Below are 22,513 nucleotides of genomic sequence, written 5' to 3' on the forward strand. Positions count from 1 at the left end.
ACCGGCGCGTACCGTCCGGCTCCATGACTGTGATCGTCCGTGCCCTGCGTCCCGACTCCCCGTCCGACACGGAGGGTTTCGCCCGGGTCCGCCGGGCCTGTGTGCCGGCGATGCTCGCGACCCCCGCCTCCGTCGCCCACGACCTCGCCCACGCCCACCCCGACGCCCACTACCGCCAGCTGATCGCGGTGACCGGCGACGGCACGGTGATCGGCACGGCCCAGGTCGGTATGGCGTACGACAGCCCCCGCCCGGACGCGGGCTTCGCCAACGTCTACGTCCACCCCGACCACGAGAAGCGCGGCGCGGGCACCCTGATCCTGCGTACGGCGGAGGCGCACCTGGCCCGGCACGGCGCGCGGGAGGTCTACTGCTGGGCGCTCGACGGGGAACGCAACCTGGCGTGGGCGGCGGCCCGCGGCTACCGCCCCACCCGCGGCGCCCACTTCCTGCGCCTCGACCTCACGCCGGACGACGCGCTGCCGCCCCGCGCCCCGCTGCCGCCCGGCGTGGAGCTGCGCACCGGCGCCGACTTCGCGGCCGACCCGTACCCCCTGTACGCCCTGGACGCGGAGACGGCGGCGGACGAGCCGGGCGATCTCGCCCTGCATCTCTCGGACTACGAGCAGTGGCTGGCGGACACCTGGCAGCACCCACTGCTCGACCTCGCGCTGACGACGGTGGCCGTGGTGGACGGCAGGCCCGCCGCGTTCACGGCGGCGCGCACCGACGGCGACGGCCGCTATCTGTCGGGCATGACCGGCACGGCCCGCGCGCACCGGGGCCGTGGCCTCGCCAAGCTCGCGAAGAACGACTCGCTGCACCGCGCCCGGGAGGCCGGGATCACGGTGGCGTACACGGGCAACGACGCCGGCAACGAGCCGATGCTCGCGATCAACACCTGGTTCGGCTACACGCTCGACGCGAAGGAGATCCGCCATGTCCGCACCCTCGGCGCCTGACGCGGTGCACGTGCGCCTGGTCAAGGCCGGGCGCACGAAGATCAGGTACCCGGCGGCGCTGCTGCGCGACGACGGCACGCACGCGGTGGTCCGCGCCGCCTGGGCGGGCGACGGCGTACGGGACTTCGGCTTCGTGCGGTTCGCGCCCGGCGACGTCTTCACCGAGCACTACTGGCGCGATCGCTGGTACGCGGTCAAGGAGGTGCGGACCGGCGACGGCACCCTGAAGGGCTGGTACTGCGACATCACCCGCCCGGTGGTCCGCGGCGCGGACGGCGATCTGCTCTCCGAGGACCTGGATCTGGACCTGTGGGTCTCGGCGGACGGCGCCGAGGTGATCCGGCTGGACGAGGACGAGTTCGCCGACAGCGGTCTCGCCGAGCGGGACCCGGCCGCCGCGCGGGAGGCGACCCGGGCGCTCGACGCCCTCGAACTCCTGGCCCGACAGGGCCGGTTCCCCGCGCTGCTCAGCTGAGCGCGACCACCGCGTACCGCTCGTCGCGGACCGGTCCGCCCCACAGGCGCGCGTCCTGCGACAGAGGGGTGTGCCGGACCTCGCGGACGAGCGGCGCGAGGGTGTCCAGGAGGGTGCCGGCCGGGATGCCCACCGGGTTCAGCTCGCCCCACACCCCCTCGATCAGCACCAGCCGCCCCGCGGGCCGCAGCAGGGTCAGCCAGTGCCGCAGCACGTCCTCGGGGCCGGGCAGCGTCCACAGCACGTGCCGGACGAGCACCACGTCGTACGCGCCCGGCGGCACCGGCGGCGCCGCCGCGTTCCCCAGGCGGAACTCGGCGTCCCGGCCCGCCAGTTTGTGCCGGGCCCGCTCCAGCATGCGCGGGGCGCTGTCGATCCCCGTCACCCGGTGGCCCCGCTCGGCCGCGAGCAGCGACAGGCTGCCGGTGCCGCAGCCGAGGTCGAGCACCGCGCCCGGCTCCGCGGGCAGCCAGCCGTCGAGGCGGTCCGCCCAGGCCGCCCGTACGACGGGGTCCCGCAGCCCGTGGTCCGGCTCGTCGTCGAAGGTGGCCGCGGCCTCGTCCCAGACATCGGTCGAATCGCTGGTATCGGTCGTGCCGGTCCCGTCGCTCGTATCGGTCGTGCCGTTCGTGTTCACGCGTGCTCCTTCGTCCCGGCCAGGTCGGCGGTGAAGCGGGTGCGCCACCAGGGGTCCTCGCGGTGCGGCAGGATCCAGCCGGCCGCCTGCCGTGCGGGCCGCTCGCACCAGGCCCGCACCGCCTGCGCCGCCTCCTCGCGCCGCCGCCAGCCGTGGAGGTCGTCCCAGGTCACCGGATGTCCGGCCAGCTCCTTGCCCTGCTCCCGCACGATGCCCGCCCGCTCGGCCGTCACGGTGCGCAGGCGTATCCCGAGCGGGGAGTCGTCGTCGACCGGGCCGCGGCCGTCCCCGGTGAGGGCGGCGGCCACCTCGGGATAGCGGTCGAGGCCGGTCTCCGCGGTGAACAGGGCGAGCTGGGCGGCAAGCGCGGTGCGCAGGGTGTCCGGGGCCGCCGCGTCCAGCAGCCCGGTCACGGACTCCGGCAGGAATCCGCCCCGGCCGGTGAGCGGTTCGAGCACCGGCAGGATCAGGGCGCTGGGCAGCGCGCCGTCGAGGGCGTCGGGCGGCAGGTCGATGCCGAGGGCGGCGGTGAGCGCGGCGCACACCTGGCGCAGGACCTCGCGGTGCGGGCCCGCGAAGCCGGGTGGGGTCGGCACGGTGACGTACCGGGGATCGGGGGCGGGCTCGGCGCTCACGTCGCCGCGCAGGGCGGGCCCCGGCGCGCTCGCGCGGAGCGGCTGTCGCGGCGTCGGGACCGCGGCGCCGAGCGGCCGCCCGAGGCCCGGCCGGGACGGCGGCTCGGTGCCGGGCCGCCCCGGCAGTCCGGGGAACACCTCGTACGGGTCGCGCTCGTCGCTGCCGCGCGGCACGCCCCGGGTGTCGTGGAGGGTGACGCGGCGGCCGTCCTCGTACAGGGACAGCGCGGTGAATCCGGAGAAGTGCAGCGACACCGCGCGGGTGCCCCGCGACAGCCGGCGCAGCACGGCGTCCCGCGCGCCCTCGGCATGGCCCTGCTCGATGCCGAAGGCCCACTCCCCCGCCCGCCCGGCCCGTACGGTCGGCAGGTGGCCGCCGGTCCAGCGGGCGCTGTCCTCGACGGCGCCGACCCGGGTGCGCTCGGCGTGCGTGCCGGGCGACGCGCCGTACCGGCCGAGGAGTTCGTCCGGGCCGACGCCGTGCACGAAGGTGAGGCAGAACTCCGCGTACTCGCCCGCCCAGCCCTCTTCGGCGACCGGCCGGAACCGCTCGTCGAAGGGTCCGGCCGGGGCTGGTGCGGGCTCCGCCGCCGCCCGCTCGAACAGGGAGAACGGCTCGGGCACGGGCTGCGGCTCGGGCTCCCACAGCAGTTCGCCCGCGAAGGGCACGCCCACGTACTTCGCGATCCTCCCCACCGGTGTGCCGTTCTCCAGCGCGTCGGCGACCTCGGTCAGCAGCTCCGCGTACGAGGACCAGTGGCCGAAGCGGGTGCCCTCGCCGTTGAAGAAGTAGCCGACCGCCCCGAAGGTGTCGCCGGGGCGGCAGTCGAGCACCAGGCCGTCCGGGGTGTTGCCGCCGGTGAACATGACGTACCGGCGGTGCCAGTAGTCGCCGTCGAGCAGTCCGTCCTCGCCGTCCTCGCTGCCGTCGTCCCAGAGGTCGAGGTTCATCCGGGCTCCGTCGAGCAGTTCCGCGAGCGACAGTGGCGCCCCGCCGCCGGGGAAGGTGAACGCGTCCTGACGCGATCCGACCCCGTCGTGCCGGGTCAGGACGGCCACGAAGTCGTCGGGCAGGCGCAGACCGAGCTCCCGCTCCACGGCCGCGATCTCCTCCGGATCGACGGGCGGCCGCAACGTGGCGTACGTCACAGGGGCGTGTGCGCTCAGCCATGCCTCGATGCGCCCCCAGGCTTCCGGGACGGGAGGGACGGTGCTCACGGGTCTCTCGCTCATGTCCCGCATCAGACCACGCGGCACTGACAACGGGGGCTGCCGTCAGGGGGCGCACGCCCGCGACTTCCGTGACAACCGCCACTGACAAATGCGCTTCGATGGGCGAGGCTCCGGGAACAGGTCTACAACGGCACCACGTTGGAGACCGTGTAGGTACAGGAGGCACCCATGCGCCGAGTGACCATGCACAAGCCCGTCGGGCAGAGCAGCATCGCCCGCCGGTTGCGGGACGAGGCCGTCGAACGGCAGCGGGAGCGGCCCGAAGTGCGCAAGGACGTGCGCAAGACGTGGTGGCCGGACGAGTAGGGGGTCCGGCCGATGCGCCTCAGAGCAGCTTGCGGTAGTGGATGCGGTCGTAGGGTCCGTCGGTCCGGCGCTCCATGACCTCGTATCCGTACCTCGGATAGATCTCCTGGTTCTCCCGCATCAACGCGTGGGTGTAGAGCCGGACTTCGGGCAGACCGAGGGCGCGCGCGTGCTCGTCGACGAAGCCGAGCAGGCGGCGGCCCACCCCTTGACCGTGGGCGTCGGGGTGGACCGCGATGCTGTCCAGGAACAGATGATCGGCCCGGGCCTCCACCACCACGAGCCCGATGACGTCCGGGTCCCCAATGACGTGCACCAGGCCCGCCGCGACGTTCGCGGCGTGGTCGGCCTCCATCGGCTGCGGGACCAGGCCGATGCGGGCGATGTAGGGGCGGTACGCGGCGTCCGTGACGGCCTTGACTGCGGGGACGTCGGCGGCGACGGCCGGGCGGATCCCCGGATCCGTTGTACGTGCTTCTTCGTTCATGCCTCCTTGTCTACGCCACCGCCCCCGCCCCGCACCATCGGGTTCCCGGCATGGCGGCGCCGTTCCTGATCCCCGGCTGAGCCGGGCCTTAAGGGGGCCATAAAGATCGTCCCGGGCCGCCCGGAAGGGGCGAACGGGCCGTTCTCGCGGGCTAACTTCCTTGGCACACCCCCACGTTCGACAAGCCCGAGGAGCCCCCATGCCCACACGTCGCAGGCTGACCGCGCTCGCCGCCATCGCCACCGGCGCCGCCGCCCTGTCCGCCACCCCCGCGTCCGCGCACGGCACGCTCGGCGATCCGGTCAGCCGGGTCGCGGCCTGCTACGCGGAGGGTGCCGAGAGCCCCACCTCCGCGGCGTGCAAGGCGGCGGTCGCGGCGGGCGGCCCGCAGGCCCTCTACGACTGGAACGGCATCCGGATCGGCGACGCGGGCGGGCAGCACCAGGCGAAGATCCCGGACGGCAAGCTGTGCTCGGCGAACTCCGAGGAGTTCAAGGGCATGGACCTGGCGCGGGACGACTGGCCGGCGACGAAGGTCTCGGCGGGCGCGTACACCTTCAAGTACAAGGTGACCGCCCAGCACAAGGGCACCTTCAACCTCTATGTGACGAAGCAGGGTTACGACGCGTCGAAGCCGCTGGCCTGGTCCGACCTGGATCTGGAGCACCCGGTGGCGACGAAGACGGACCCGGTGGCGGAGGGCGGCTACTACACGTTCTCCGGCACCCTGCCCGAGCGCACGGGCCGCCAGCTGGTCTACGGCATCTGGCAGCGCTCGGACAGCCCGGAGGCGTTCTACTCCTGCTCGGACGTGACGTACGGCGGCAGCGGCGGCTCCGGGTCCACGAGCGCGGCGGCACCGGCGGCCTCGGCACCCTCCGACGAGCAGATCGCCGAGGACGCCGACAAGTCGACGGTCGACCACAGCGGCATGGACATGGGCGACGGCGACGGCGCGACGGCCGCCCCGCACGAGGACCACGGGTCGGCGTCCCCGTCGACGGAGGCGGCAGCGGCGTCGACCGACGGCAACACCCCGTCCACCGACGGCAGTTCGGAGCGGCTGGCGGAGACCGGTGGCGACGCGTCCACCTCGTACATCGCGATCGGCGGTGCGGCCGCCCTGACGATCGGCGCGGCGGGCCTGTTCGCCTCGGTGCGGCGGCGCGCGACGGCGGGCGGCGGCCGGCACGGCCGCTGACCCGGCACTCGACTCCCCCTCCCGTACGCCCCGGCCGGCCGAGCAGCCCGCCGGGGCGTCGGCGTGCCGCCCCGGCTCACCAGATCGGCCTGACCGGCCCGCCGGGCGCGAGGGCCAGCAACTGGGCTGCCAGTGCCCGTACTTGTCCCTCACCGAGCCGCTCCACCCAGGGCAGCACGGCGTCCCCGGCGGCCTCCTCCGCCGCCCGGGTGCAGGCCCGTCCGCGCTCGGTGAGCACCAGGAGGCGGGCCCGCGCGTCATGGGGGTGCGGCTGCCGCTCCACGTACCCCTTGCGCACCATCTCGTCGACGAGCCGGCTCGCGGCCTGCTGGGTCACGCCGAGATGGGCGGCGAGTTCGGTGGCGGTGGCGTCCCCGGCGGACAGCCGCGAGAACGCGAAGCCGTGCACGGGCCGCAGCCCGTCGAACCCTCTGGCCACGACGCCCTCGGAGGCCGTCGTCCACGAACCGCACGGCGCCCGCTTCGTTTCGTACGCCACTCCCCGCACCGGCAGCGCCCAGCTCGCGGCCTGGCGCGGCGAGATCCCGGCCGGCACCCGGGCCCCGGGCCACACGGTGAGCCACGAGGAGGTGCTGTACCCGCTCACGGGGACGCTGCGGCTGCCCCTCGACGGCGAGACCCACACGGTCGCGCCCGGTGACGCGGTGATCGTGAACGCGGGCTCGACGCTCGCGGTGGAGAACCCCACGGACAGCACGGCGACGATGTGGGTGACGACGTCGGTCGGGCTGGAGGCGGAGCTGGCGGACGGTACGCGGATCACGCCGCCCTGGACGCACTGAGCACCCCGGGCCCCGGCCCGCCCGAGACCTTCTCAGTCCTCCGACTCGTCAGTCCTCCAGCACGAGTTCGCCGACCGTCTGCCCGCCGCTGGTCTCCCCGGTCGGCCGGAAGCCGAGGCCGAGGTAGAAGCCCTCAGGGCCGTCCGGGCCGGGGTGCCAGGTGACGAACATGCGGGTGCCGCCGCGGCGGCGCAGTTCGTCGGCCACGGCCCCGACGGCGAAGCGGCCGTAGCCCCGGCCCTGCTCGCCCTCCGCGATGTTCAGTCGCCACAGACCCGAGCGGCGGTCGGTGCCGTCGCCGGTCCAGTCGATGTCGAAGAAGGCCATCAGGAACCCGACGGTCCGCTCCCCGTCGACGATCAGCCGGGGCCAGGCCACCCCGGGATGCACGTACGCCTCGGCCAGCGACTTCACCACGGGCGCCACCAGATGCTCCTGATCCGGCCGCACCCGTACGCCGAGGGCGGCGTCGAAGGTGTCGGGGGTTATGGCGCACAGGCGCGGGTCGCTCGTCATGCGAGCACCTTAAGCCCCTCACCTCCACCACTTCGCATGCGATCAAATGTTCGAACACTGAGTTAGAGTGACCGTTGTTATCGAACGCGAGTACGATTGACTCATCGGACAGAAGCGGCGAAGGGGGCAAAGCGATGGAGGTGCGGCATGACGGGCTTTGCTCATCTGCATGTCGCATCCGGCTATTCGATGCGCTACGGCGCCTCCCACCCCGAACAGCTGGTACGCCGGGCGGCACAGCGCGGCATACCGACGCTGGCGCTGACCGACCGGGACACCGTCACCGGCGCTGTTCGATTCGCCAAGGCGTGCGCGGCGGAGGGCATCCGGCCCGTCTTCGGGATCGACCTCGCCGTGGAGGCCCTCGCACCCCCGCCCCCCGCCCAGCGGCGCCGCACACCGGCCCACGGCGGGGCGCACGTGATCGAGCCGCCGTTGCGGGTCGTCCTGCTGGCGGAGGACCGGGCCGGATGGGCCCGGCTGTGCCGGATCACCTCGGCGGCCCACGCCCGCACCCGCACCACGGCCACCGCGCCCGTCGTGCCGTGGGAGGCGCTGCGTGAGCACGGCGGCCCCGGCCTGACCGTGCTGCTCGGCCCCCTCTCCGAGCCGGTCCGGGCGCTGGCCGCGGGCCGGGAGGACGTCGCACGGAAGCTGCTGGCCCCGTGGCAGGAGGCCTTCGGGGCGGGGGTGCGGCTCGAAGCGGTTGCGCAGAAACGTTTCAGCACAGGTGCGGGCTCTCTCCGCCTGGCCGCCCGCACCCTGACCCTGGCCGACCGCACCGGCACCACCGCCGTCCTCACCAACGCGGTGCGGTACGCCGACCCCGACCAGCACCGCCTCGCCGACGTCCTGGACGCCGCGCGGCTGCTGCGCCCCGTCGACCGGCGCCGCCTCGACAGCGGACAGCGCTGGCTCAAGGACGAGGCGGCCATGGCGGGCGTCGCACGGATGATCGCCGAGTGCGCCGGGGCCGGGCCCCGGCGGGCGGAGCGGCTGCTGGCGGACACCGCGGCCACCGCCGCCGCCTGCGCCGTGGACCCCGTGGCGGATCTCGGCCTGGGCACCCACAAGCTCCCCGAGCCCGGGCTGTTCGGCGCCTCGCCCCGGACCGGCGGCGCGGCCCGGCTGCTGCGCGAGCGGTCCGAGGCCGGTCTGGCCCGGCGCGGCCTGGACCGGGATCCGGCCGCCCTGAAGCGGCTGGACGAGGAGCTCGCCGTGATCTCCACGCTGGACTACGACGCCTACTTCCTCGCCATCGGGCAGGTCGTGGCCGACATCCGCGCGAAGGGGATCCGGGTCGCCGCGCGCGGCTCGGGCGCGGGCTCGATGGTCTGTCACGCGCTGGGCATCGCCACGGCCAACCCGCTGGAGCACCGGCTGCTGTTCGAACGCTTCCTGAGCGTGCGCCGGGCCTCGCTGCCGGACATCGACCTCGACGTGGAGTCCGCGCGGCGCCTGGAGTGCTACGACGTGATCTTCGAGCGGTTCGGCAAGGAGCGGGTGGCGGTCACCGCGATGCCGGAGACCTACCGGGCGCGCCGGGCGCTGCGCGACGTCGGGCTCGCCCTGGGCATCGAGCCCGCGGAGGTCGACAGGATCGCCAAGAGCTTCCCGCACCTGCGCGCGTCCGACATCACCGGCGCCCTCGCCGAGCTGCCGGAGCTGCGCGGGCTCGCGGCGCAGGCGCACCGGTACGGGCCGCTGTGGGAGCTGGCCGAGGGGCTCGACTCCCTGGTCCACGGCATGGCCATGCACCCCTGCGGTGTGGTCATCAGCGACGCGACCCTCCTGGACCGGCTGCCGGTGCAGCCGACCCCGCAGGGCGACTACCCCATGGCGATGGCGGCGAAGGAGGAGATCGAGGCGCTGGGCAACATCAAGCTGGACGTCCTGGGCGTGCGGATGCAGTCCGCGATGGCCCACGCCGTCGCGGAGATCGAACGGACCACCGGCGACCACGTCGACCTGGACGACCAGGACCAGGTGCCGCTCGACGACGTGTTCGCGTTCAAGCTCATCCAGGAGAGCCGCACCCTGGGCCTGTTCCAGCTGGAGTCCCCCGGCCAGCAGGACCTGCTGTCGCGGCTCCAGCCCCGTGATCCGCAGGACGTCATCGCCGACATCAGCCTCTTCCGGCCCGGTCCGGTCGCCGGCGGGATGCCCGAGCGGTACATCGCGGCCCGGCACGGCGGCACGCCCACGTACGCCCATTCCGACCTGGAGCCCGTGCTCGCGGACACCTACGGCGTGACCATCTGGCACGAGCAGATCATCGAGACGCTGTCGGTGCTGACGGGCTGCGACCGCGCCATGGCGGAGATCGCCCGGCGCGCGCTCGGCGACAAGGAGCGGCTGCCCCGTATCCGCGACTGGTTCCACGCCGCGTCGCGGGCGCGCGGCTACAGCGACGCGGTCCGCGAGGAGGTCTGGAGGACCGTCGAGGCGTTCGGTGCCTACGGGTTCTGCCGGGCGCACGCGGTCGCGTTCGCCGTGCCGGCGCTGCAGAGCGCCTGGCTCAAGGCGCACTTCCCCGCGTATCTGCTGGCGGGGCTGCTCGAACACGACCCCGGCATGTGGCCCAAGCGGGTCCTGGTCGCCGACGCCCGCCGGAACGGTGTGCCGGTGCTGCCCGTCGACATCAACCGCTCGCGCGTGCGGCACATCGTCGAGGAGACCGACGGGGAGCGGTGGGGGGTGCGGCTCGCACTGTCCGAGGTGCGCGGCATCAGTGAGGAGGAGGCCGCGCGGATCGAGGAGGGGCAGCCCTACGGTTCGCTGTCGGACTTCTGGCAGCGGGCCCGCCCCAGCAGGCCGACCGCCGAACGCCTCGCCGAGATCGGCGCCCTGGGCCCGCTGCACGACAGTCGGCTCACCCGCCGCGATCTGCTGCTGCAGATCGCCGAGCTGCACCGGCAGTCCCGTACGCGCTCCGCGGGCGAGGGCCAACTCCCCTTCGACACCGGCGCGGTGGGCGGTCAGGATCCCAGCGGGCTGCCGGACCTGACCTCGCGGGAGACCATGAGCGCCGAGCTGAACACCCTCGGCCTCGACGTCTCCAAGCACCTGATGGAGCATCACCACCGGCTGCTGCGGGAGGTCGGGGCGACCGACGCGGCGCATCTGGCCGGGCTGCGCGCCGGGCAGCAGGTGCTCGTCGCCGGGGTCCGGGCCTCCACCCAGACGCCGCCGATCGCCAGCGGCAAGCGGATCATCTTCGTCACCCTGGAGGACGGCTCGGGCCTGGTCGACCTGGCGTTCTTCGAGGACTCCCACCCGGCCTGCGCGCACACCGTCTTCCACAGCGGGCTGCTCCTGGTGCGCGGCACGGTCCAGGTGCGCGGCACCCGGCGCACCGTGGTCGGCAGCATGGCGTGGGACCTGGACGAGATCGCCGCGGCCCGCCGGGACAACGGCCCCGAGGCCGCGCTCGCCCTGCTCGGCGCGAGCCGTCCGCAGCCGACGCCCGCCCAGCCGCGGCGCACCCTCGCCAACGGCACCACGGGCGCCCGGCTGCACCCGTACGCCGATCTGCAGCCCGCGGGCAGCCGGTCGGCGGATCTGAAGAAGTTCGGCCACCGGAGTCCGGGGAGCGCGGGATGAGCACACGACGACGGCACATCGCCCATCTCCACCTGCACGCGCGGCTGACCGAGGAACAGTACGGACACATAATCGAACTGGTGTCTGGAATCACGCCGCACGTACAGGCCGTCCCGCCCGACGCCGTCCAGCTGGACCTGACGTCGGCGCTGCGCTACTTCGACATGTCCCCGTACGAGGCCGTGCACATGGTGAAGATGCGCCTGAAGGCCCTCTACGACATCGACTGCAGCGCCGGGCTCGCGGGCAACCGCATGCTGGCGGCCATGGCGGCGGACGCCTCGGCGCCGGAGGCCACCACCTGGGTGCCCGCCGAGCGCGCCGCCCAGTGGCTCGCGCCGCGCCCGGTCGCCGCCCTGCCCGGCATCGGCCGCAGCACGGCGGCGACGCTCGGCAAGTACGGACTGCACACCATCGGGCAGCTCGCGGAGCTGCCGCCCGCGACCCTGCAACGGCTCCTCGGCAGCGCGCAGGCCCGGCTGCTGGCCGAGCGCGCCCGCGGCCACGACCCGCGCCCGGTCGTCGCGGCCGAGCCCGCCGAGCACCTGAGCGTCGATCAGGTCCTCGACCGCGACTGCCTCGACCCGGCCGAGCAGCACCGCGCCGTCCTGGGACTGGCCGACCGGCTCGGGCAGCGGCTGCGCGGCCAGGGGCAGGCCGCCGGGCGGCTCACCCTCACCGTGCGGTACGCGGACCGCACTTCCACCACGCGCACCCGCACCCTGCCGGAGTCCACCGGGCACTCACCGGCCCTGGCCGGGACCGCGCTCGCGCTGCTGGCCGGTCTCGGGCTGCAACGCGCGCGGGTCCGCGCCTTCACCGTCCGCGCCGACGACCTCCGCCCGGCCGCCGCGGCACACCGTCAGCTCTCGCTCGACCCGGGAGCCGACCGGGCCCGCGCCGTGGAGGCCGCCGCGGACAAGGCCCGCCGCCGCTTCGGCCCCGGCGCGGTGCGGCCCGGCACCCTCGCGGGGGCCGGGCCGCAGGTCACCGGTCGCTGAACGCGGCGTCGGCGGTCACTGGTTGCTGAACGCGGCGTCGAAGGACGCCTCGGGCAGCGGCCACAGCGCGTCCTTGATCCGCCCGACGGCCTCGGCGGCGCCGTGCAGCCGGTCCATGCCCGCGTCCTCCCACTCGACGGAGATCGGCCCGTCGTAGCCGATCGCGGCGAGGGCGCGGAAGGCGTCCTCCCAGGGCACGTCGCCGTGGCCGACGGAGACGAAGTCCCAGCGGCGGCGCGGGTCGCCCCAGGGCAGGTGGGAGCCGAGGATGCCGGACCGGCCGGTCTGCGGGCGGACCCGGGTGTCCTTGCAGTCGACGTGGTAGATGCGGTCGGCGAAGTCGGTGATGAAGCCGACGGTGTCGACGCCCTGCCAGAGCATGTGCGAGGGGTCCCAGTTGAACCCGAAGGCGGGCCGCCGGCCGATGGCCTCCAGGGTCCGCACGCTGGTCCAGTGGTCGTAGGCGATCTCGGAGGGGTGGACCTCGTGGGCGAAGCGCACGCCCTCGGCGTCGAAGACGTCCAGGATCGGGTTCCAGCGGCGGGCGAAGTCCTCGTAGCCGTCGTCGATGACGGACTGCGGGACCGGCGGGAACATGGCCACGTACTTCCAGATCTTCGATCCGGTGAAGCCGACGACGGTGTCGGCGCCGAGCCTGCGGGCCACGCGTGCGGCGCGCTTCATGTCCTCGGCGGCGCGCTGCCGCACGCCCTCCTCGTCGCCGTCGCCCCACACCGAGGGGCGCAGGATCGCCTGGTGGCGGAAGTCGATGGGGTCGTCGCAGACGGCCTGGCCGCCCAGGTGGTGGGAGATCGCCCAGACCTTGAGCCCGTACCGGTCGAGGACGGCCTGCTTGGCGGGGAGGTAGTCGGGGTCCTCCTCGGCGCGGGCCAGGTCGAGGTGGTCGCCCGAGGCCGCGATCTCCAGCCCGTCGTAGCCCCACTCGCTCGCCAGCCGGGCGACCTCCTCGAAGGGCATGTCGGCCCATTGTCCGGTGAACAGCGTGACCGGGCGGCGGGCCGGTCGCGGGTGCTGGGTCATGGGGTGCCTCCTTGGCTCTGTTCGCGACTTTAGCTTAGTTTGAACAAAACTAGCGGCCAAGGATCTCTTCCGGGCCATACCTTTTGTTCGTGTGAGGCTTTGCTGAAGCCCCCTTGGGACAGGAAGACGAGGGCATCATGAGTCAACTCCGTGTCGCGGTGATCGGAACGGGTTTCATGGGGGCGGTGCACACCCGGTCCGCGCGCGCGGCGGGCGCCGACGTGGTGGGGATCGTCGGGTCCACCCCGCGGAAGGGGCGCGACGCGGCCGAGCGGTTCGGCGCCGGGCGGGGCTTCGACTCGGTCGAGGACGTGCTGCGGGCCGGGGTGGACGTCGTGCACGTGTGCACGCCCAACGCCTCGCACGCCCGGTTCGCCCGCGCCGCGCTCGACGCGGGTGTCCCCGTCGTCTGCGAGAAGCCGCTGGCCACGGACGCCGCGACCGCCCGGGAGCTGCACGAACTGGCGGCCGAGCGGGGGCTGGTGACCGCGGTGCCGTTCGTCTACCGGTACTACGCCTCGGTGCGCGAGGCCCGGCTGCGCCTCGCCCGGCCGGGGCAGCGGCCGCCGTGGCTGCTGCACGGCAGCTACCTCCAGGACTGGCTCGCCGATCCGGACACCGGCAACTGGCGCGTCGACCCGGCGGACGGCGGCGCCACCCGCGCCTTCGGCGACATCGGCGTCCACTGGTGCGACCTGGCGGAGTTCGTGACCGGGCAGCGCATCACGCAGGTGTCGGCGACCTTCGCGCGGACCGCCGCGACCCGCCCGGCGGCCGACGGCACCCCGCGTCCCGTCGCGACGGAGGACGGGGCGGTCGTGCAGCTGCGGACCGACTCCGGCGCCGTGGGCTCGGTCGTCGTCAGCCAGGCCTCGGCGGGCTACAAGAACGCCCTGTCGTTCTCCTTCGACGGACCGGACGCCAGCTTCGCGTTCCACCAGGAGACCCCCGAGTCGCTGTGGATCGGCGACCGCGACGGCGCGCGGGTCGTCGTGCGCGACCCGGGCCGCGCCATGTCGCCGGCGGGCCGTTCGGCGGCGCTGCCCGCCGGTCATCCCCAGGGCTACTACGAGTGCTTCGCGGACTTCGTCGCCGACGCCCACGCCGCCGTACGCGGTACGCCGGTCGAGGGGATGCCGACCTTCGAGGACGGGGTCCGGGCCGCGCACCTCGCCGAGGCGGTCGTGGCGTCCGCGCAGGACGGCGGCTGGGTGGACGTGAAGGAGACCCCCACGGCCCGGTGACCGGGACGGCTCAGGAGAGGTAGAGCGGCTCGGCGCTCGCCCGCTCGCGGGCGTGCGCGTCGCGCGGGCTGCCGTGGCGCAGCCATTCGCCGAGCATGTCGGGGTGCAGCAGCTCCTCGATGGCCAGCTGGGCCGCGCCCACGCCCTCGGCGCGGTCCGGGTCGGCCTCGGTGATGACGAGTTCGTCGGTGGCCAGCGGGAGGGCGCCGCGGGTGACCTGGTCGACGACCGGCTCGCGGAACACGTCACCGGCCTGCGCCAGCGTGCCCGCCAGATACACGGTCGACGGGTTGAACACGCTGACCAGCAGGGCCAGTTGGGAGCCGACGAGTTCCCCGGCCCGGGTGACCAGTTCGATGCTCACCGGGTCGCCGTGCGCGCAGCCGTCCAGGACCTCGGTGACGGTGAGGTGGTCGAGCCGTTCCTGGAGGAAGGCGCTGCGGCCGGCCAGGGCCGCGGCGCGGGCGTCCCGCGCGAGCGCCCAGCCGCCGGCGAGCGCCTCCAGGCAGCCGAACTTCCCGCACCGGCACCGGTGCCGGGACTCGGCCGCGACGATGGTGTGGCCCAGGTCGCCCGCCGCACCCCGGGCCCCGCGGTGCAGGCGGCCCCGGGAGATCAGGCCCAGGCCGATGCCGGTGCCGGCCTTGACGAGCAGGACGTTGTCGCCGGCCGCGACCCGGTCCCGGCTCCAGGCGCCCAGCGCCATCACGTTGGCGTCGTTGTCGACCCAGGCGGGGACGGCGAAGTGGGCCTCCAGGCGCTCGCGCAGCGGGAAGCCGTGCCAGCCCTCCATGATGGGCGGATGGACGGGGGTGCCCCGGGCAAAGTCGACCGGTCCCGGCACGCCCACGCACACACCCCACAGCCGGTCCGCCAGCTCCCCGGTGAGCAGCGCGGCGGCGGCCTCGAACAGCGCGGCGAGCGACGCCTCGGGGCCCGCCTCGACGTCCCAGGGCAGGCGCCGGTCGGCCAGTTGCGTACCGTCCAGGTCGGTCACGGCGAGATGCAGGTGCGTGGCGCCGAAGACCACTCCGAGGACGGCACCGCGCCCGGCCGCGATGTGCAGGATCCGTGACGGTCTGCCGCCGGTCGACGGCGCGGGCTCGCCCTCGCTGAGCAGCCCGGCCCTGAGCGCGTGGTCGACCCGCTGCTGGATGATCGTCCGGCCCAGGCCGGTGTGCCGGCTCAACTCCGGCCGCGTCACCGCCAGGCCGCTCCTGATGGTTCTCAGGACCAGCGACAGCGTCTGGGTCTGTTCGGTCATACGGCGCAGTCTCCATGGGGTCGGTGAGGACGAGCTTATGGCGTGCCCGGGCCCGCGGGCAGGGCCGGGCGGACGCGGCGGCCGCCCCGGGGCCACTCGTTCGGTCCACCCCGACTGCAGGGAACGGTGCCCCGCCCGACGGTGGGGACATGAGATTCGCCGATCGATTCGCCCGGGAGTTCAAGGACGCCGTCACCCCGCGGGCCGCGCTGCTCGTCATCGGCGTCCTCGCGCTGCAACTGCTCTTCATCGCGTCCTACGTGGGAGCGCTGCACAGCCCGAAGCCGAAGGACGTGCCGTTCGGTGTCGTCGGTCCGACGGCGGCCGTGGCCCAGCAGACCGAGCAGCAGCTGGCGAAACTGCCGGGCTCGCCGCTCGACCCGCGCGTGGTCGCCGACGCGGCGACGGCGAAGCGGCAGATCATGGACCGGAAGATCGACGGCGCGCTGGTCCTGAACCCGCGGGGCACCACGGACACCCTGCTCGTCGCGTCCGGCGGCGGCACCGTCCTGGCCACCGCCCTGGAGAACCTGGCGGGCGAGATCGACGCCACCCAGCAGCGCACGGTCCGCCCGGTCGACGTGGCACCGGCCTCGCCCAAGGACTTCGACGGCCTCTCCGCGTTCTACCTGGTCGTGGGCTGGTGCGTCGGCGGCTACCTGTGTGCCTCGATCATGTCGATCAGCGCCGGATCCAGGCCCACCAGCCCGCCGCGCGCGCTGATCCGGCTCGGCACGATGGCGCTGGTCGCGATCGCGGGCGGCATCGGCGGCTCGCTCATCATCGGCGACTCGATCCTGGGCGCGCTGCCCGGCTCCTTCTGGGGTCTGGCCGGGCTCGGCGCGCTCGTCACCTTCGCGGTCGGCGCGCTCACCCTGGCCCTGGAGGAGCTCACCGGCATCGTCGGGATCGGCCTGGCCGTCCTGGTGGTCGTCGTCGCGGGCAACCCGAGCGCGGGCGGCGCGTTCCCGCTGCCGATGCTGCCCCCGTTCTGGAAGGCGATCGGCCCCTGGCTGCCCCCGGGCGCGGGCACCTGGGCGGCCCGCTCGATCGCGTACTTCGACGGCAACGCCCTGACGCAGTCCCTGCTGGTCCTCTCGGCCTGGGCGGTGGCGGGCGTGGCGGTGACGCTCCTGGTGTCGAGTCTGCGCCAGAAGAAGCTCAGGACGAGTACGGCCCCCTGAGGGGCGCGAGGAACTGCGCGAGCAACCACCCACAACCAGCACTCGCACACGAAAGCGCACCCGGCAGACGAAAAGGCGCCCCAGTGAACCTCCCCAACAGATCAGGCCCGGCCGCCCAGGCCAGCTCCGTCAAACGGATGGAGCCCACGGCCCAGGCCCAGCTCGGCCCCCTCGGCCTGACGGGCTTCATCGTGGTCACGATGATCGCCACCGGCATCGACGCGGGCATCTTCCCCGACCGCCTCGCGGCGGCCGACGTGCCCACGGTCGGCTTCTTCATCGGCGGGCTGGCCCAGCTGCTCGCCGGTCTCTTCCAGGCCCAGCGCGGTGACACCTGGCACGCGACGGTCTTCGGGGGCTTCGGTCTGTTCTGGATGGCGAAGGCGCTGATGCTCCAGTGGATCGTGCCCTCGCTCGATCCGTCGCTGCGGGGCGACGCGATGGGCCTGTTCACGCTCCCCTGGGTCTTCGTGGTCTTCGTCCTGTGGCTCGCGAGCTGGCGCATCCATCTGGTGCTGCTGCTCACCTTCAGCTGTGTCCTGGTGGTGTTCGTCGCGATGACCTGCAACGGCTTCACGGGCCTCGAAGGCTGGAACCGGGTCGCCGGCTGGTTCGGTCTGGGCGCCACGGCCGGGGCGCTGTATCTGCTCGCGGGGCAGGTGATGGCCTCGACGTGGGGCCGCCCGGTGCTGCCGATGGGCCGCTTCCTGACGCCGCCGGAGCTCGCCGAGTCCTGAACGCCCGTACGCGTACGGAAAATGCGCGCCCCGTCACCGTAGTGCGAACGGTGGCGGGGCGCGCGTCCTCGTCGGGAGGCGGGTCACGCGGTGGGCGTGCCCTCCCGGTTCCCGTAGTACGCCTGCCGCATCAGCTGCTGCATGTCGTCGATCATCGGCATCCGCGGGTTGGCGGGCGCGCACTGGTCGGCGTAGGCGTTCATGGCCTGCTGGGGCAGCGCCCGGAGGAAGGCGCTCTCGTCGACGCCCTCGGCGGCGAACGAGGCGGGGATGCCGCACCGGTCGCGCAGTTCCTCGACGGCCCTGGCGTACGATTCCACGCCCTCTTCCGGGGTCGCGGCCGGCAGGCCCAGCATCTTCGCGATCTCCTGGAGCCGCTCGGGCGCCCGGTAGGTCTCGGCCTTGGGCCACGGGGTCGCCTTGTAGGACACCGTGCCGTTGTGCCGGATGACGTGCGGCAGCAGCAGGGCGTTGGTGCGGCCGTGGGCGACGTGGAAGGTGTTGCCGAGGGTGTGGGCCATGGCGTGCACCAGGCCGAGGAAGGCGTTGGCGAAGGCCATGCCCGCGATGGTCGACGCGTTGTGCATCTTCTCGCGCGCCTCGGGGGCCTTGGCGCCGTCCTTCACGCACGCTTCCAGGTTCTCGAAGATGAGCTTGATGGCCTGAAGGCACTGGCCGTCGGTGAAGTCGTTGGCGTAGACGGAGACGTACGCCTCGGTGGCGTGGGTCAGCGCGTCGAAGCCGGAGTCGGCGGTGACGGTCGGCGGGAGGTTCATCGGGAGCATCGGGTCGATGATCGCGACGTTCGGGGTGAGCGCGTAGTCGGCGAGGGGGTACTTCTGGGCGGCCTCGGGGTCGGAGATGACGGCGAAGGGGGTGACCTCGGAGCCGGTGCCGGAGGTGGTCGGGATCGCGACGAGCTTCGCCTTCTCCCCCAGCTGCGGGAAGGTGTAGGCCCGCTTGCGGATGTCGAAGAACTTCTCCTTCGTGTCCGCGAACTCGATCTCCGGGTGCTCGTACATCAGCCACATGATCTTCGCGGCGTCCATCGGCGAGCCGCCGCCGAGCGCGATGATCGTGTCGGGGCGGAAGTCCCGCATGGCGGCGGCGCCCGCCTGGACGGTGGCCAGCTCGGGGTTGGGCTCGACGTTGTCGATGACCTGGACGGTGACGGGCAGCGGGCGGGCGTTCAGGATGTCGGTGATCTTCTGGACGAAGCCGATGGCGCCCATCGTCCTGTCGGTCACGAGGCTGACGCGGCTGACGCCGTCCATCTCGCCGAGGTACTTGACGGCGTTCCGCTCGAAGTAGATCTTCGGCGGGATCTTGTACCACTGCATGTTGGTGTTGCGCCGCCCGATCCGCTTGATGTTGACGAGGTTGACCGCCGAGACGTTGTTGGAGACCGAGTTGTGGCCGTAGGAGCCGCAGCCCAGGGTCAGCGACGGGAGGAAGGCGTTGTAGACGTCGCCGATGCCGCCGAAGGTGGAGGGCGAGTTGACGATGACGCGGATCGCCTTGACGCGCCGGCCGAACTCCTCGGCCAGTTCCTCGGACTCGGTGTGGATGGCGGCCGAGTGGCCCAGGCCGTTGAACTCGACCATCTGCGCGGCGAGTTCGAGGCCGTGCTCGGTGTCGCGGGCCTTGAGCGCGGCGAGGATCGGGGACAGCTTCTCGCGGGTGAGCGGTTCGGCGGGGCCGACCTCGGCGCATTCGGCGACGAGGATCGAGGTGTCGGCGGGGACCTCGAAGCCGGCCTGCTCGGCGATCCAGGTGGCGGGCTTGCCGACGACGGAGGCGTTCAGCTTGGCGCCCGCGCAGTCGGTGCCGTAGGCGGTCGTGCCGAAGACGAACTCCTCCAGCTTGGTCTTCTCGGCGGCGGTCAGCACGTGGGCCTGGAGCCGGCGCAGCTCGGCGATGCCGTCCTCGTAGATCTCCTGATCGAGGATGACGGCCTGCTCGGAGGCGCAGATCATGCCGTTGTCGAAGGCCTTGGACAGGACGATGTCGTGGATGGCGCGGCCCAGCTTGGCGTCCTTGGCGACGTAGGCGGGGACGTTGCCCGCGCCGACGCCGAGGGCCGGCTTGCCGCATGAGTAGGCGGCCCTGACCATGGCGTTCCCACCGGTGGCGAGGATGGTGGAGACGCCCTCGTGGTTCATCAGGAAGCCGGTGGCCTCCATGGAGGGCTGTTCGATCCACTGCACGCAGTTCTCGGGGGCGCCGGCGGCGACGGCGGCGTCGCGCACGATCCGGGCGGCCTCGGCCGAGGACTTCTGGGCGCTGGGGTGGAAGGCGAAGACGATCGGGTTACGGGTCTTGAGCGCGATCAGCGCCTTGAAGACCGTCGTGGAGGTCGGGTTGGTGACGGGGGTCATCGCGCAGATGACGCCGACCGGTTCGGCGATCTCGGTGACGCCGTTGATCTCGTCGCGCGAGATGACGCCGGCGGTCTTCAGGCCGCGCATCGAGTTCACGACGTGCTCGCTCGCGAAGAGGTTCTTGACCGCCTTGTCCTCGAAGACCCCGCGCCCGGTCTCCTCGACGGCGCTCTTCGCCAGGTCGCCGTGGTGGCTCAGCGCCGCGAGGGACGCCTTCTTGACGATGTGGTCGACCTGCTCTTGGTCGAACGTCTCGAACCGGGCGAGCGCCTCCAGCGCGCCGGTGACCAGTTCGTCGACCATCCCCTTGGCATCCACGGCAGGATCTCCTTCTTCACGGCCTTTTCTTCGACAGTTCGATTGCACACCTTTTCGGGTGGCACGGCGGGCGGAAAAGGGCCTCGGCTCGCGGGGCGAAGGTCCCAAGAAGATCACTCCCGGGCCAGGAAAACCCTCCCCCACCTGCACAGATACGGGAGGCCTTAAGCCCCTTGCGAGTTTGTGAAAACTTTCACAAGAATTTCGCGGAAAAAGGGCACCCCGCGTGTGCGGGGTGCCCCTCGAAAACCGGTCAGCCGATTTCCGCGCCGAACGTGGAGAGCGCTTCCGTGACCGGCTGGAAGAACGTCTCGCCGCCGGACGTGCAGTCGCCGCTGCCGCCGGAGGTGAGGCCGATCGCCGTGTCGCCGGAGAACAGCGAGCCGCCGCTGTCGCCGGGCTCGGCGCAGACGTCGGTCTGGATCAGGCCGTTCACGATGTCGCCGTTGCCGTAGTTCACGGTGGCGTCGAGCCCGGTCACCGTCCCGTCGTGCACCTGGGTGGTGGAGCCGGAGCGGGTCACCTTCTGGCCGACGGTCGCGTCACCGGCCTTGGTGATCTGCTGGGCGGACCCGTTGTAGAGGTTCACCTCGCTGGGGTGGGGGACGTCCGCGGTGTACTTCACGAGCCCGAAGTCGTTGTCCGGGAAGCTGGACTGCTCGTTCGTGCCGATCTCCTGGCCGCTGGAGTCGGACCAGGTGGAGATCGCCTCGGTGCAGTGGCCCGCCGTGATGAAGTACGGCTGGCCGCCCTTGACCACGTTGAAGCCGAGCGAGCAGCGGCCGCCGCCGCCCGAGATGGCGTCGCCGCCCGCGACGAAGGGCTTGAACTCTCCCTGGGTGCGCTGGAGTTCGGCCTTCACGCCGAGGCCGTCGACGACCTTGTTCAGCTTCTGCCAGTCGGCGCCCTTGACCGTGCGGTCGGCGGTGACGACGACCTTGTTGGTGGCGGGGTCCGTGGCCCATGAGGTGCCCGGGATCGAGGCGTCGCTCTTCAGGGTGGTCCGGGCGCTCTTCAGCGCGGCCAGGGAGTTCTGCACGATTCTGGCCTGCGCGCCGGCCGCCTTGACGGTCCGCGCGGCGTTCTCGCTGAGCACGTTGACGACGAGGTGCTCGGCCTTCGCGTCGTAGTAGCTGCCCGCCGCGTCCGCGCCGAGGTCCTTGTGCAGGGACGAGGCGAGGTTTCCGGCCTTGGCGACGGAGATGCTCTTCGGCGTCAGGTCCGGGGTGTCGGTGCTGGCGTTCGCAGTCTGGAAGGTGATGCCCGCGGCGGCCAGGGCGGCTATTCCCGCTCCGACCACGGCGACACGCCGCTTGGGTATGCGTCGGTGCTTCAACTCACGTCCTCCTGTGGGGGGTTGGGAACCAGGCCGACGTGGGGGACGGACCGGGTTCCGTGAGGCTGACGGGCCCACTATCCCGACCGTCACAGGGGACACACAAGGTCGACTTCAGGACGCTCGTACGTCAACCCACGTCCACACCTTCACCCTTATGTGCAGCACCCCTGTCGAGGTCGTCCACTCGCGATCCCCAAAGCAAACACTCCGTGCGCGCACACTTGGGCACAGGGTGAGGACTAGTCCTGTCCAGAAATCGCCCCGTCAGGGGGCGCGGGGAACTACGCGACCGGCCACCCACGCCCACACCCGGCACACCGCGGAAGCCCTACGGCGCGTCGCCCTCCTCGACGCGGGCCGCGGGCGTGGCCCGCTCCAGGAACCGCAGCAGCTCCACCGGAAACGGCAGCACCAGCGTCGAGTTCTTCTCGGCGGCGACCGCCACCACGGTCTGCAGCAGCCGGAGCTGAAGCGCGGCCGGAGTGTCCTCCATCTGCTGCGCGGCCTCGGCCAGCTTCTTGGACGCCTGCAACTCGGCGTCGGCGTTGATGACCCGGGCGCGCCGCTCCCGGTCGGCCTCGGCCTGCCGCGCCATCGACCGCTTCATGGTCTCGGGCAGCGACACGTCCTTGATCTCCACCCGGTCGATCTGCACGCCCCACCCGACGGCCGGGCTGTCGATCATCAACTCCAGCCCCTGGTTGAGCTGTTCGCGGTTGGAGAGCAGATCGTCGAGGTCGCTCTTGCCGATGATGGAGCGCAGTGACGTCTGCGCCATCTGGGAGACCGCGAACCGGTAGTCCTCGACCCGCACCACGGCCTCGGCCGGATCGACCACCTTGAAGTAGATGACGGCGTCCACCCGCACCGTGACGTTGTCCCGCGTGATGCCGTCCTGCGCGGGCACCGGCATGGTGATGATCTGCATGTTGACCTTACGGAGCCGGTCCACGCCCGGCACGATCATCGTGAGCCCGGGGCCGCGCACCGACGAGGTGAGCCGGCCGAGGCGGAACACCACCCCGCGCTCGTACTGTTTGACGACGCGGGCCGCCGCCGCGGCGTACACCGCTCCGGCACAGAGGACGGCCGCTCCGGCCGCCACCATTTCCTCGACCATCTCACGGCCCCCGGGGTCCGAAGTGG

Annotated in this window: 20 protein-coding genes; 10 read left to right on the forward strand and 10 right to left on the reverse strand. The window is 72.7% G+C overall.

The features are described 5' to 3' along the window. Nucleotides 1-23 precede the first annotated feature (23 nt). The gene (locus tag ABII15_RS08330; protein ID WP_353941633.1) at nucleotides 24-962 is read left to right on the forward strand and encodes a GNAT family N-acetyltransferase; all 939 of its coding nucleotides are present in this window, start codon (nucleotides 24-26) and stop codon (nucleotides 960-962) included. Next, nucleotides 940-1,437 (forward strand): DUF402 domain-containing protein, encoded by a 498-nt coding sequence (locus tag ABII15_RS08335; protein ID WP_353941634.1) that lies wholly within the window; start codon nucleotides 940-942, stop codon nucleotides 1,435-1,437. Before ABII15_RS08330 ends, ABII15_RS08335 begins: the two co-directional genes overlap by 23 nt. Here the strand turns inward: ABII15_RS08335 and ABII15_RS08340 are convergent. Both ABII15_RS08340 and ABII15_RS08345 read right to left on the reverse strand, forming a co-directional pair. Next, entirely contained in the window at nucleotides 1,430-2,074 is a 645-nt protein-coding gene (locus ABII15_RS08340; protein ID WP_353941635.1) for a class I SAM-dependent methyltransferase, read from the reverse strand. The two genes, ABII15_RS08335 and ABII15_RS08340, sit on opposite strands and share 8 nt — an antisense overlap. Beyond that, the gene (locus ABII15_RS08345) at nucleotides 2,071-3,942 is read right to left on the reverse strand and encodes an SMI1/KNR4 family protein (protein ID WP_353941636.1); all 1,872 of its coding nucleotides are present in this window, start codon (nucleotides 3,940-3,942) and stop codon (nucleotides 2,071-2,073) included. Before ABII15_RS08345 ends, ABII15_RS08340 begins: the two co-directional genes overlap by 4 nt. A gap of 168 nt (nucleotides 3,943-4,110) precedes the next feature. Between ABII15_RS08345 and ABII15_RS08350 the strand changes: the two genes are divergently transcribed. Beyond that, nucleotides 4,111-4,248, forward strand: a complete 138-nt coding sequence (locus ABII15_RS08350; protein WP_353941637.1) for a hypothetical protein — start codon at nucleotides 4,111-4,113, stop codon at nucleotides 4,246-4,248. A 19-nt stretch (nucleotides 4,249-4,267) separates the two neighbouring features. On the opposite strand, the gene ABII15_RS08355 is transcribed toward ABII15_RS08350, so the two are convergent. Beyond that, the gene (locus tag ABII15_RS08355) at nucleotides 4,268-4,735 is read right to left on the reverse strand and encodes a GNAT family N-acetyltransferase (RefSeq protein ID WP_353941638.1); all 468 of its coding nucleotides are present in this window, start codon (nucleotides 4,733-4,735) and stop codon (nucleotides 4,268-4,270) included. Between the two features lie 199 nt (nucleotides 4,736-4,934). Between ABII15_RS08355 and ABII15_RS08360 the strand changes: the two genes are divergently transcribed. Further along, nucleotides 4,935-5,936, forward strand: coding sequence for a lytic polysaccharide monooxygenase (locus ABII15_RS08360; RefSeq protein ID WP_353941639.1), 1,002 nt, complete (start codon nucleotides 4,935-4,937; stop codon nucleotides 5,934-5,936). A 76-nt stretch (nucleotides 5,937-6,012) separates the two neighbouring features. Here the strand turns inward: ABII15_RS08360 and ABII15_RS08365 are convergent, their stop codons facing one another. Then, nucleotides 6,013-6,435 (reverse strand): MarR family winged helix-turn-helix transcriptional regulator, encoded by a 423-nt coding sequence (locus ABII15_RS08365; protein ID WP_353941640.1) that lies wholly within the window; start codon nucleotides 6,433-6,435, stop codon nucleotides 6,013-6,015. Here ABII15_RS08365 and ABII15_RS08370 point away from each other — a divergent pair. Beyond that, a complete protein-coding gene (locus ABII15_RS08370) occupies nucleotides 6,368-6,739 on the forward strand; it encodes a cupin domain-containing protein (RefSeq protein ID WP_353946994.1) in 372 nt (123 codons plus the stop codon). The genes ABII15_RS08365 and ABII15_RS08370 overlap by 68 nt on opposite strands. A 48-nt stretch (nucleotides 6,740-6,787) precedes the next feature. Here the strand turns inward: ABII15_RS08370 and ABII15_RS08375 are convergent, their stop codons facing one another. Then, on the reverse strand, nucleotides 6,788-7,255 hold the full coding sequence (locus tag ABII15_RS08375; RefSeq protein ID WP_353941641.1) for a GNAT family N-acetyltransferase: 468 nt from the start codon (nucleotides 7,253-7,255) through the stop codon (nucleotides 6,788-6,790). Between the two features lie 147 nt (nucleotides 7,256-7,402). On the opposite strand from ABII15_RS08375, the gene dnaE reads away from it, so the two are divergent. Both dnaE and ABII15_RS08385 read left to right on the forward strand, forming a co-directional pair. Beyond that, a complete protein-coding gene (gene dnaE / locus ABII15_RS08380; protein ID WP_353941642.1) occupies nucleotides 7,403-10,858 on the forward strand; it encodes a DNA polymerase III subunit alpha in 3,456 nt (1,151 codons plus the stop codon). Then, nucleotides 10,855-11,859: an ImpB/MucB/SamB family protein gene (locus ABII15_RS08385; protein ID WP_353941643.1), complete on the forward strand. Its 1,005-nt coding sequence runs from the start codon at nucleotides 10,855-10,857 to the stop codon at nucleotides 11,857-11,859. The genes dnaE and ABII15_RS08385 overlap by 4 nt, the downstream gene beginning before the upstream one ends. A gap of 15 nt (nucleotides 11,860-11,874) precedes the next feature. Here the strand turns inward: ABII15_RS08385 and ABII15_RS08390 are convergent, their stop codons facing one another. After that, entirely contained in the window at nucleotides 11,875-12,900 is a 1,026-nt protein-coding gene (locus tag ABII15_RS08390; RefSeq protein ID WP_353941644.1) for a sugar phosphate isomerase/epimerase, read from the reverse strand. Between the two features lie 137 nt (nucleotides 12,901-13,037). Between ABII15_RS08390 and ABII15_RS08395 the strand changes: the two genes are divergently transcribed. After that, nucleotides 13,038-14,144 carry a Gfo/Idh/MocA family oxidoreductase gene (locus ABII15_RS08395; protein WP_353941645.1) on the forward strand — a complete coding sequence of 369 codons (1,107 nt, stop codon included), beginning with the start codon at nucleotides 13,038-13,040 and terminating at the stop codon, nucleotides 14,142-14,144. Between the two features lie 10 nt (nucleotides 14,145-14,154). Here ABII15_RS08395 and ABII15_RS08400 read toward each other — a convergent pair whose 3' ends face one another. Continuing rightward, nucleotides 14,155-15,408: an ROK family protein gene (locus ABII15_RS08400; protein ID WP_353941646.1), complete on the reverse strand. Its 1,254-nt coding sequence runs from the start codon at nucleotides 15,406-15,408 to the stop codon at nucleotides 14,155-14,157. A gap of 149 nt (nucleotides 15,409-15,557) precedes the next feature. On the opposite strand from ABII15_RS08400, the gene ABII15_RS08405 reads away from it, so the two are divergent. Both ABII15_RS08405 and ABII15_RS08410 read left to right on the forward strand, forming a co-directional pair. After that, nucleotides 15,558-16,592, forward strand: a complete 1,035-nt coding sequence (locus ABII15_RS08405) for a DUF3533 domain-containing protein (protein ID WP_353941647.1) — start codon at nucleotides 15,558-15,560, stop codon at nucleotides 16,590-16,592. Between the two features lie 83 nt (nucleotides 16,593-16,675). Then, nucleotides 16,676-17,329, forward strand: coding sequence for an acetate uptake transporter (locus ABII15_RS08410; protein ID WP_353941648.1), 654 nt, complete (start codon nucleotides 16,676-16,678; stop codon nucleotides 17,327-17,329). A gap of 83 nt (nucleotides 17,330-17,412) precedes the next feature. Here the strand turns inward: ABII15_RS08410 and adhE are convergent, their stop codons facing one another. From adhE to ABII15_RS08425, 3 genes are all read right to left on the reverse strand, one after another. Next, nucleotides 17,413-20,028 carry a bifunctional acetaldehyde-CoA/alcohol dehydrogenase gene (gene adhE, locus ABII15_RS08415; protein ID WP_353941649.1) on the reverse strand — a complete coding sequence of 872 codons (2,616 nt, stop codon included), beginning with the start codon at nucleotides 20,026-20,028 and terminating at the stop codon, nucleotides 17,413-17,415. Between the two features lie 253 nt (nucleotides 20,029-20,281). Beyond that, complete coding sequence (locus ABII15_RS08420) at nucleotides 20,282-21,364, reverse strand: S1 family peptidase (RefSeq protein ID WP_353941650.1); 1,083 nt, start codon at nucleotides 21,362-21,364, stop codon at nucleotides 20,282-20,284. Between the two features lie 331 nt (nucleotides 21,365-21,695). Continuing rightward, nucleotides 21,696-22,487 (reverse strand): slipin family protein, encoded by a 792-nt coding sequence (locus tag ABII15_RS08425; protein WP_353941651.1) that lies wholly within the window; start codon nucleotides 22,485-22,487, stop codon nucleotides 21,696-21,698. Nucleotides 22,488-22,513: the final 26 nt, after the last annotated feature.

The sequence above is a fragment of the Streptomyces sp. HUAS MG91 genome (assembly GCF_040529335.1).
In the GTDB taxonomy this organism is placed as follows: domain Bacteria; phylum Actinomycetota; class Actinomycetes; order Streptomycetales; family Streptomycetaceae; genus Streptomyces; species Streptomyces tabacisoli.

Excerpts from the sequence above, each read along its gene's own strand:
- ABII15_RS08400 (WP_353941646.1), bottom strand. The coding sequence starts at position 15,408 with ATGACCGAACAGACCCAGACGCTGTCGCTGGTCCTGAGAACCATCAGG.
- ABII15_RS08345 (WP_353941636.1), bottom strand. The coding sequence starts at position 3,942 with ATGAGCGAGAGACCCGTGAGCACCGTCCCTCCCGTCCCGGAAGCCTGG.
- ABII15_RS08375 (WP_353941641.1), bottom strand. The coding sequence starts at position 7,255 with ATGACGAGCGACCCGCGCCTGTGCGCCATAACCCCCGACACCTTCGAC.
- ABII15_RS08425 (WP_353941651.1), bottom strand. The coding sequence starts at position 22,487 with ATGGTCGAGGAAATGGTGGCGGCCGGAGCGGCCGTCCTCTGTGCCGGA.
- ABII15_RS08330 (WP_353941633.1), top strand. The coding sequence starts at position 24 with ATGACTGTGATCGTCCGTGCCCTGCGTCCCGACTCCCCGTCCGACACG.
- ABII15_RS08355 (WP_353941638.1), bottom strand. The coding sequence starts at position 4,735 with ATGAACGAAGAAGCACGTACAACGGATCCGGGGATCCGCCCGGCCGTC.
- ABII15_RS08350 (WP_353941637.1), top strand. The coding sequence starts at position 4,111 with ATGCGCCGAGTGACCATGCACAAGCCCGTCGGGCAGAGCAGCATCGCC.
- dnaE (WP_353941642.1), top strand. The coding sequence starts at position 7,403 with ATGACGGGCTTTGCTCATCTGCATGTCGCATCCGGCTATTCGATGCGC.
- ABII15_RS08360 (WP_353941639.1), top strand. The coding sequence starts at position 4,935 with ATGCCCACACGTCGCAGGCTGACCGCGCTCGCCGCCATCGCCACCGGC.
- ABII15_RS08395 (WP_353941645.1), top strand. The coding sequence starts at position 13,038 with ATGAGTCAACTCCGTGTCGCGGTGATCGGAACGGGTTTCATGGGGGCG.
- ABII15_RS08385 (WP_353941643.1), top strand. The coding sequence starts at position 10,855 with ATGAGCACACGACGACGGCACATCGCCCATCTCCACCTGCACGCGCGG.
- ABII15_RS08335 (WP_353941634.1), top strand. The coding sequence starts at position 940 with ATGTCCGCACCCTCGGCGCCTGACGCGGTGCACGTGCGCCTGGTCAAG.
- ABII15_RS08390 (WP_353941644.1), bottom strand. The coding sequence starts at position 12,900 with ATGACCCAGCACCCGCGACCGGCCCGCCGCCCGGTCACGCTGTTCACC.
- ABII15_RS08405 (WP_353941647.1), top strand. The coding sequence starts at position 15,558 with ATGAGATTCGCCGATCGATTCGCCCGGGAGTTCAAGGACGCCGTCACC.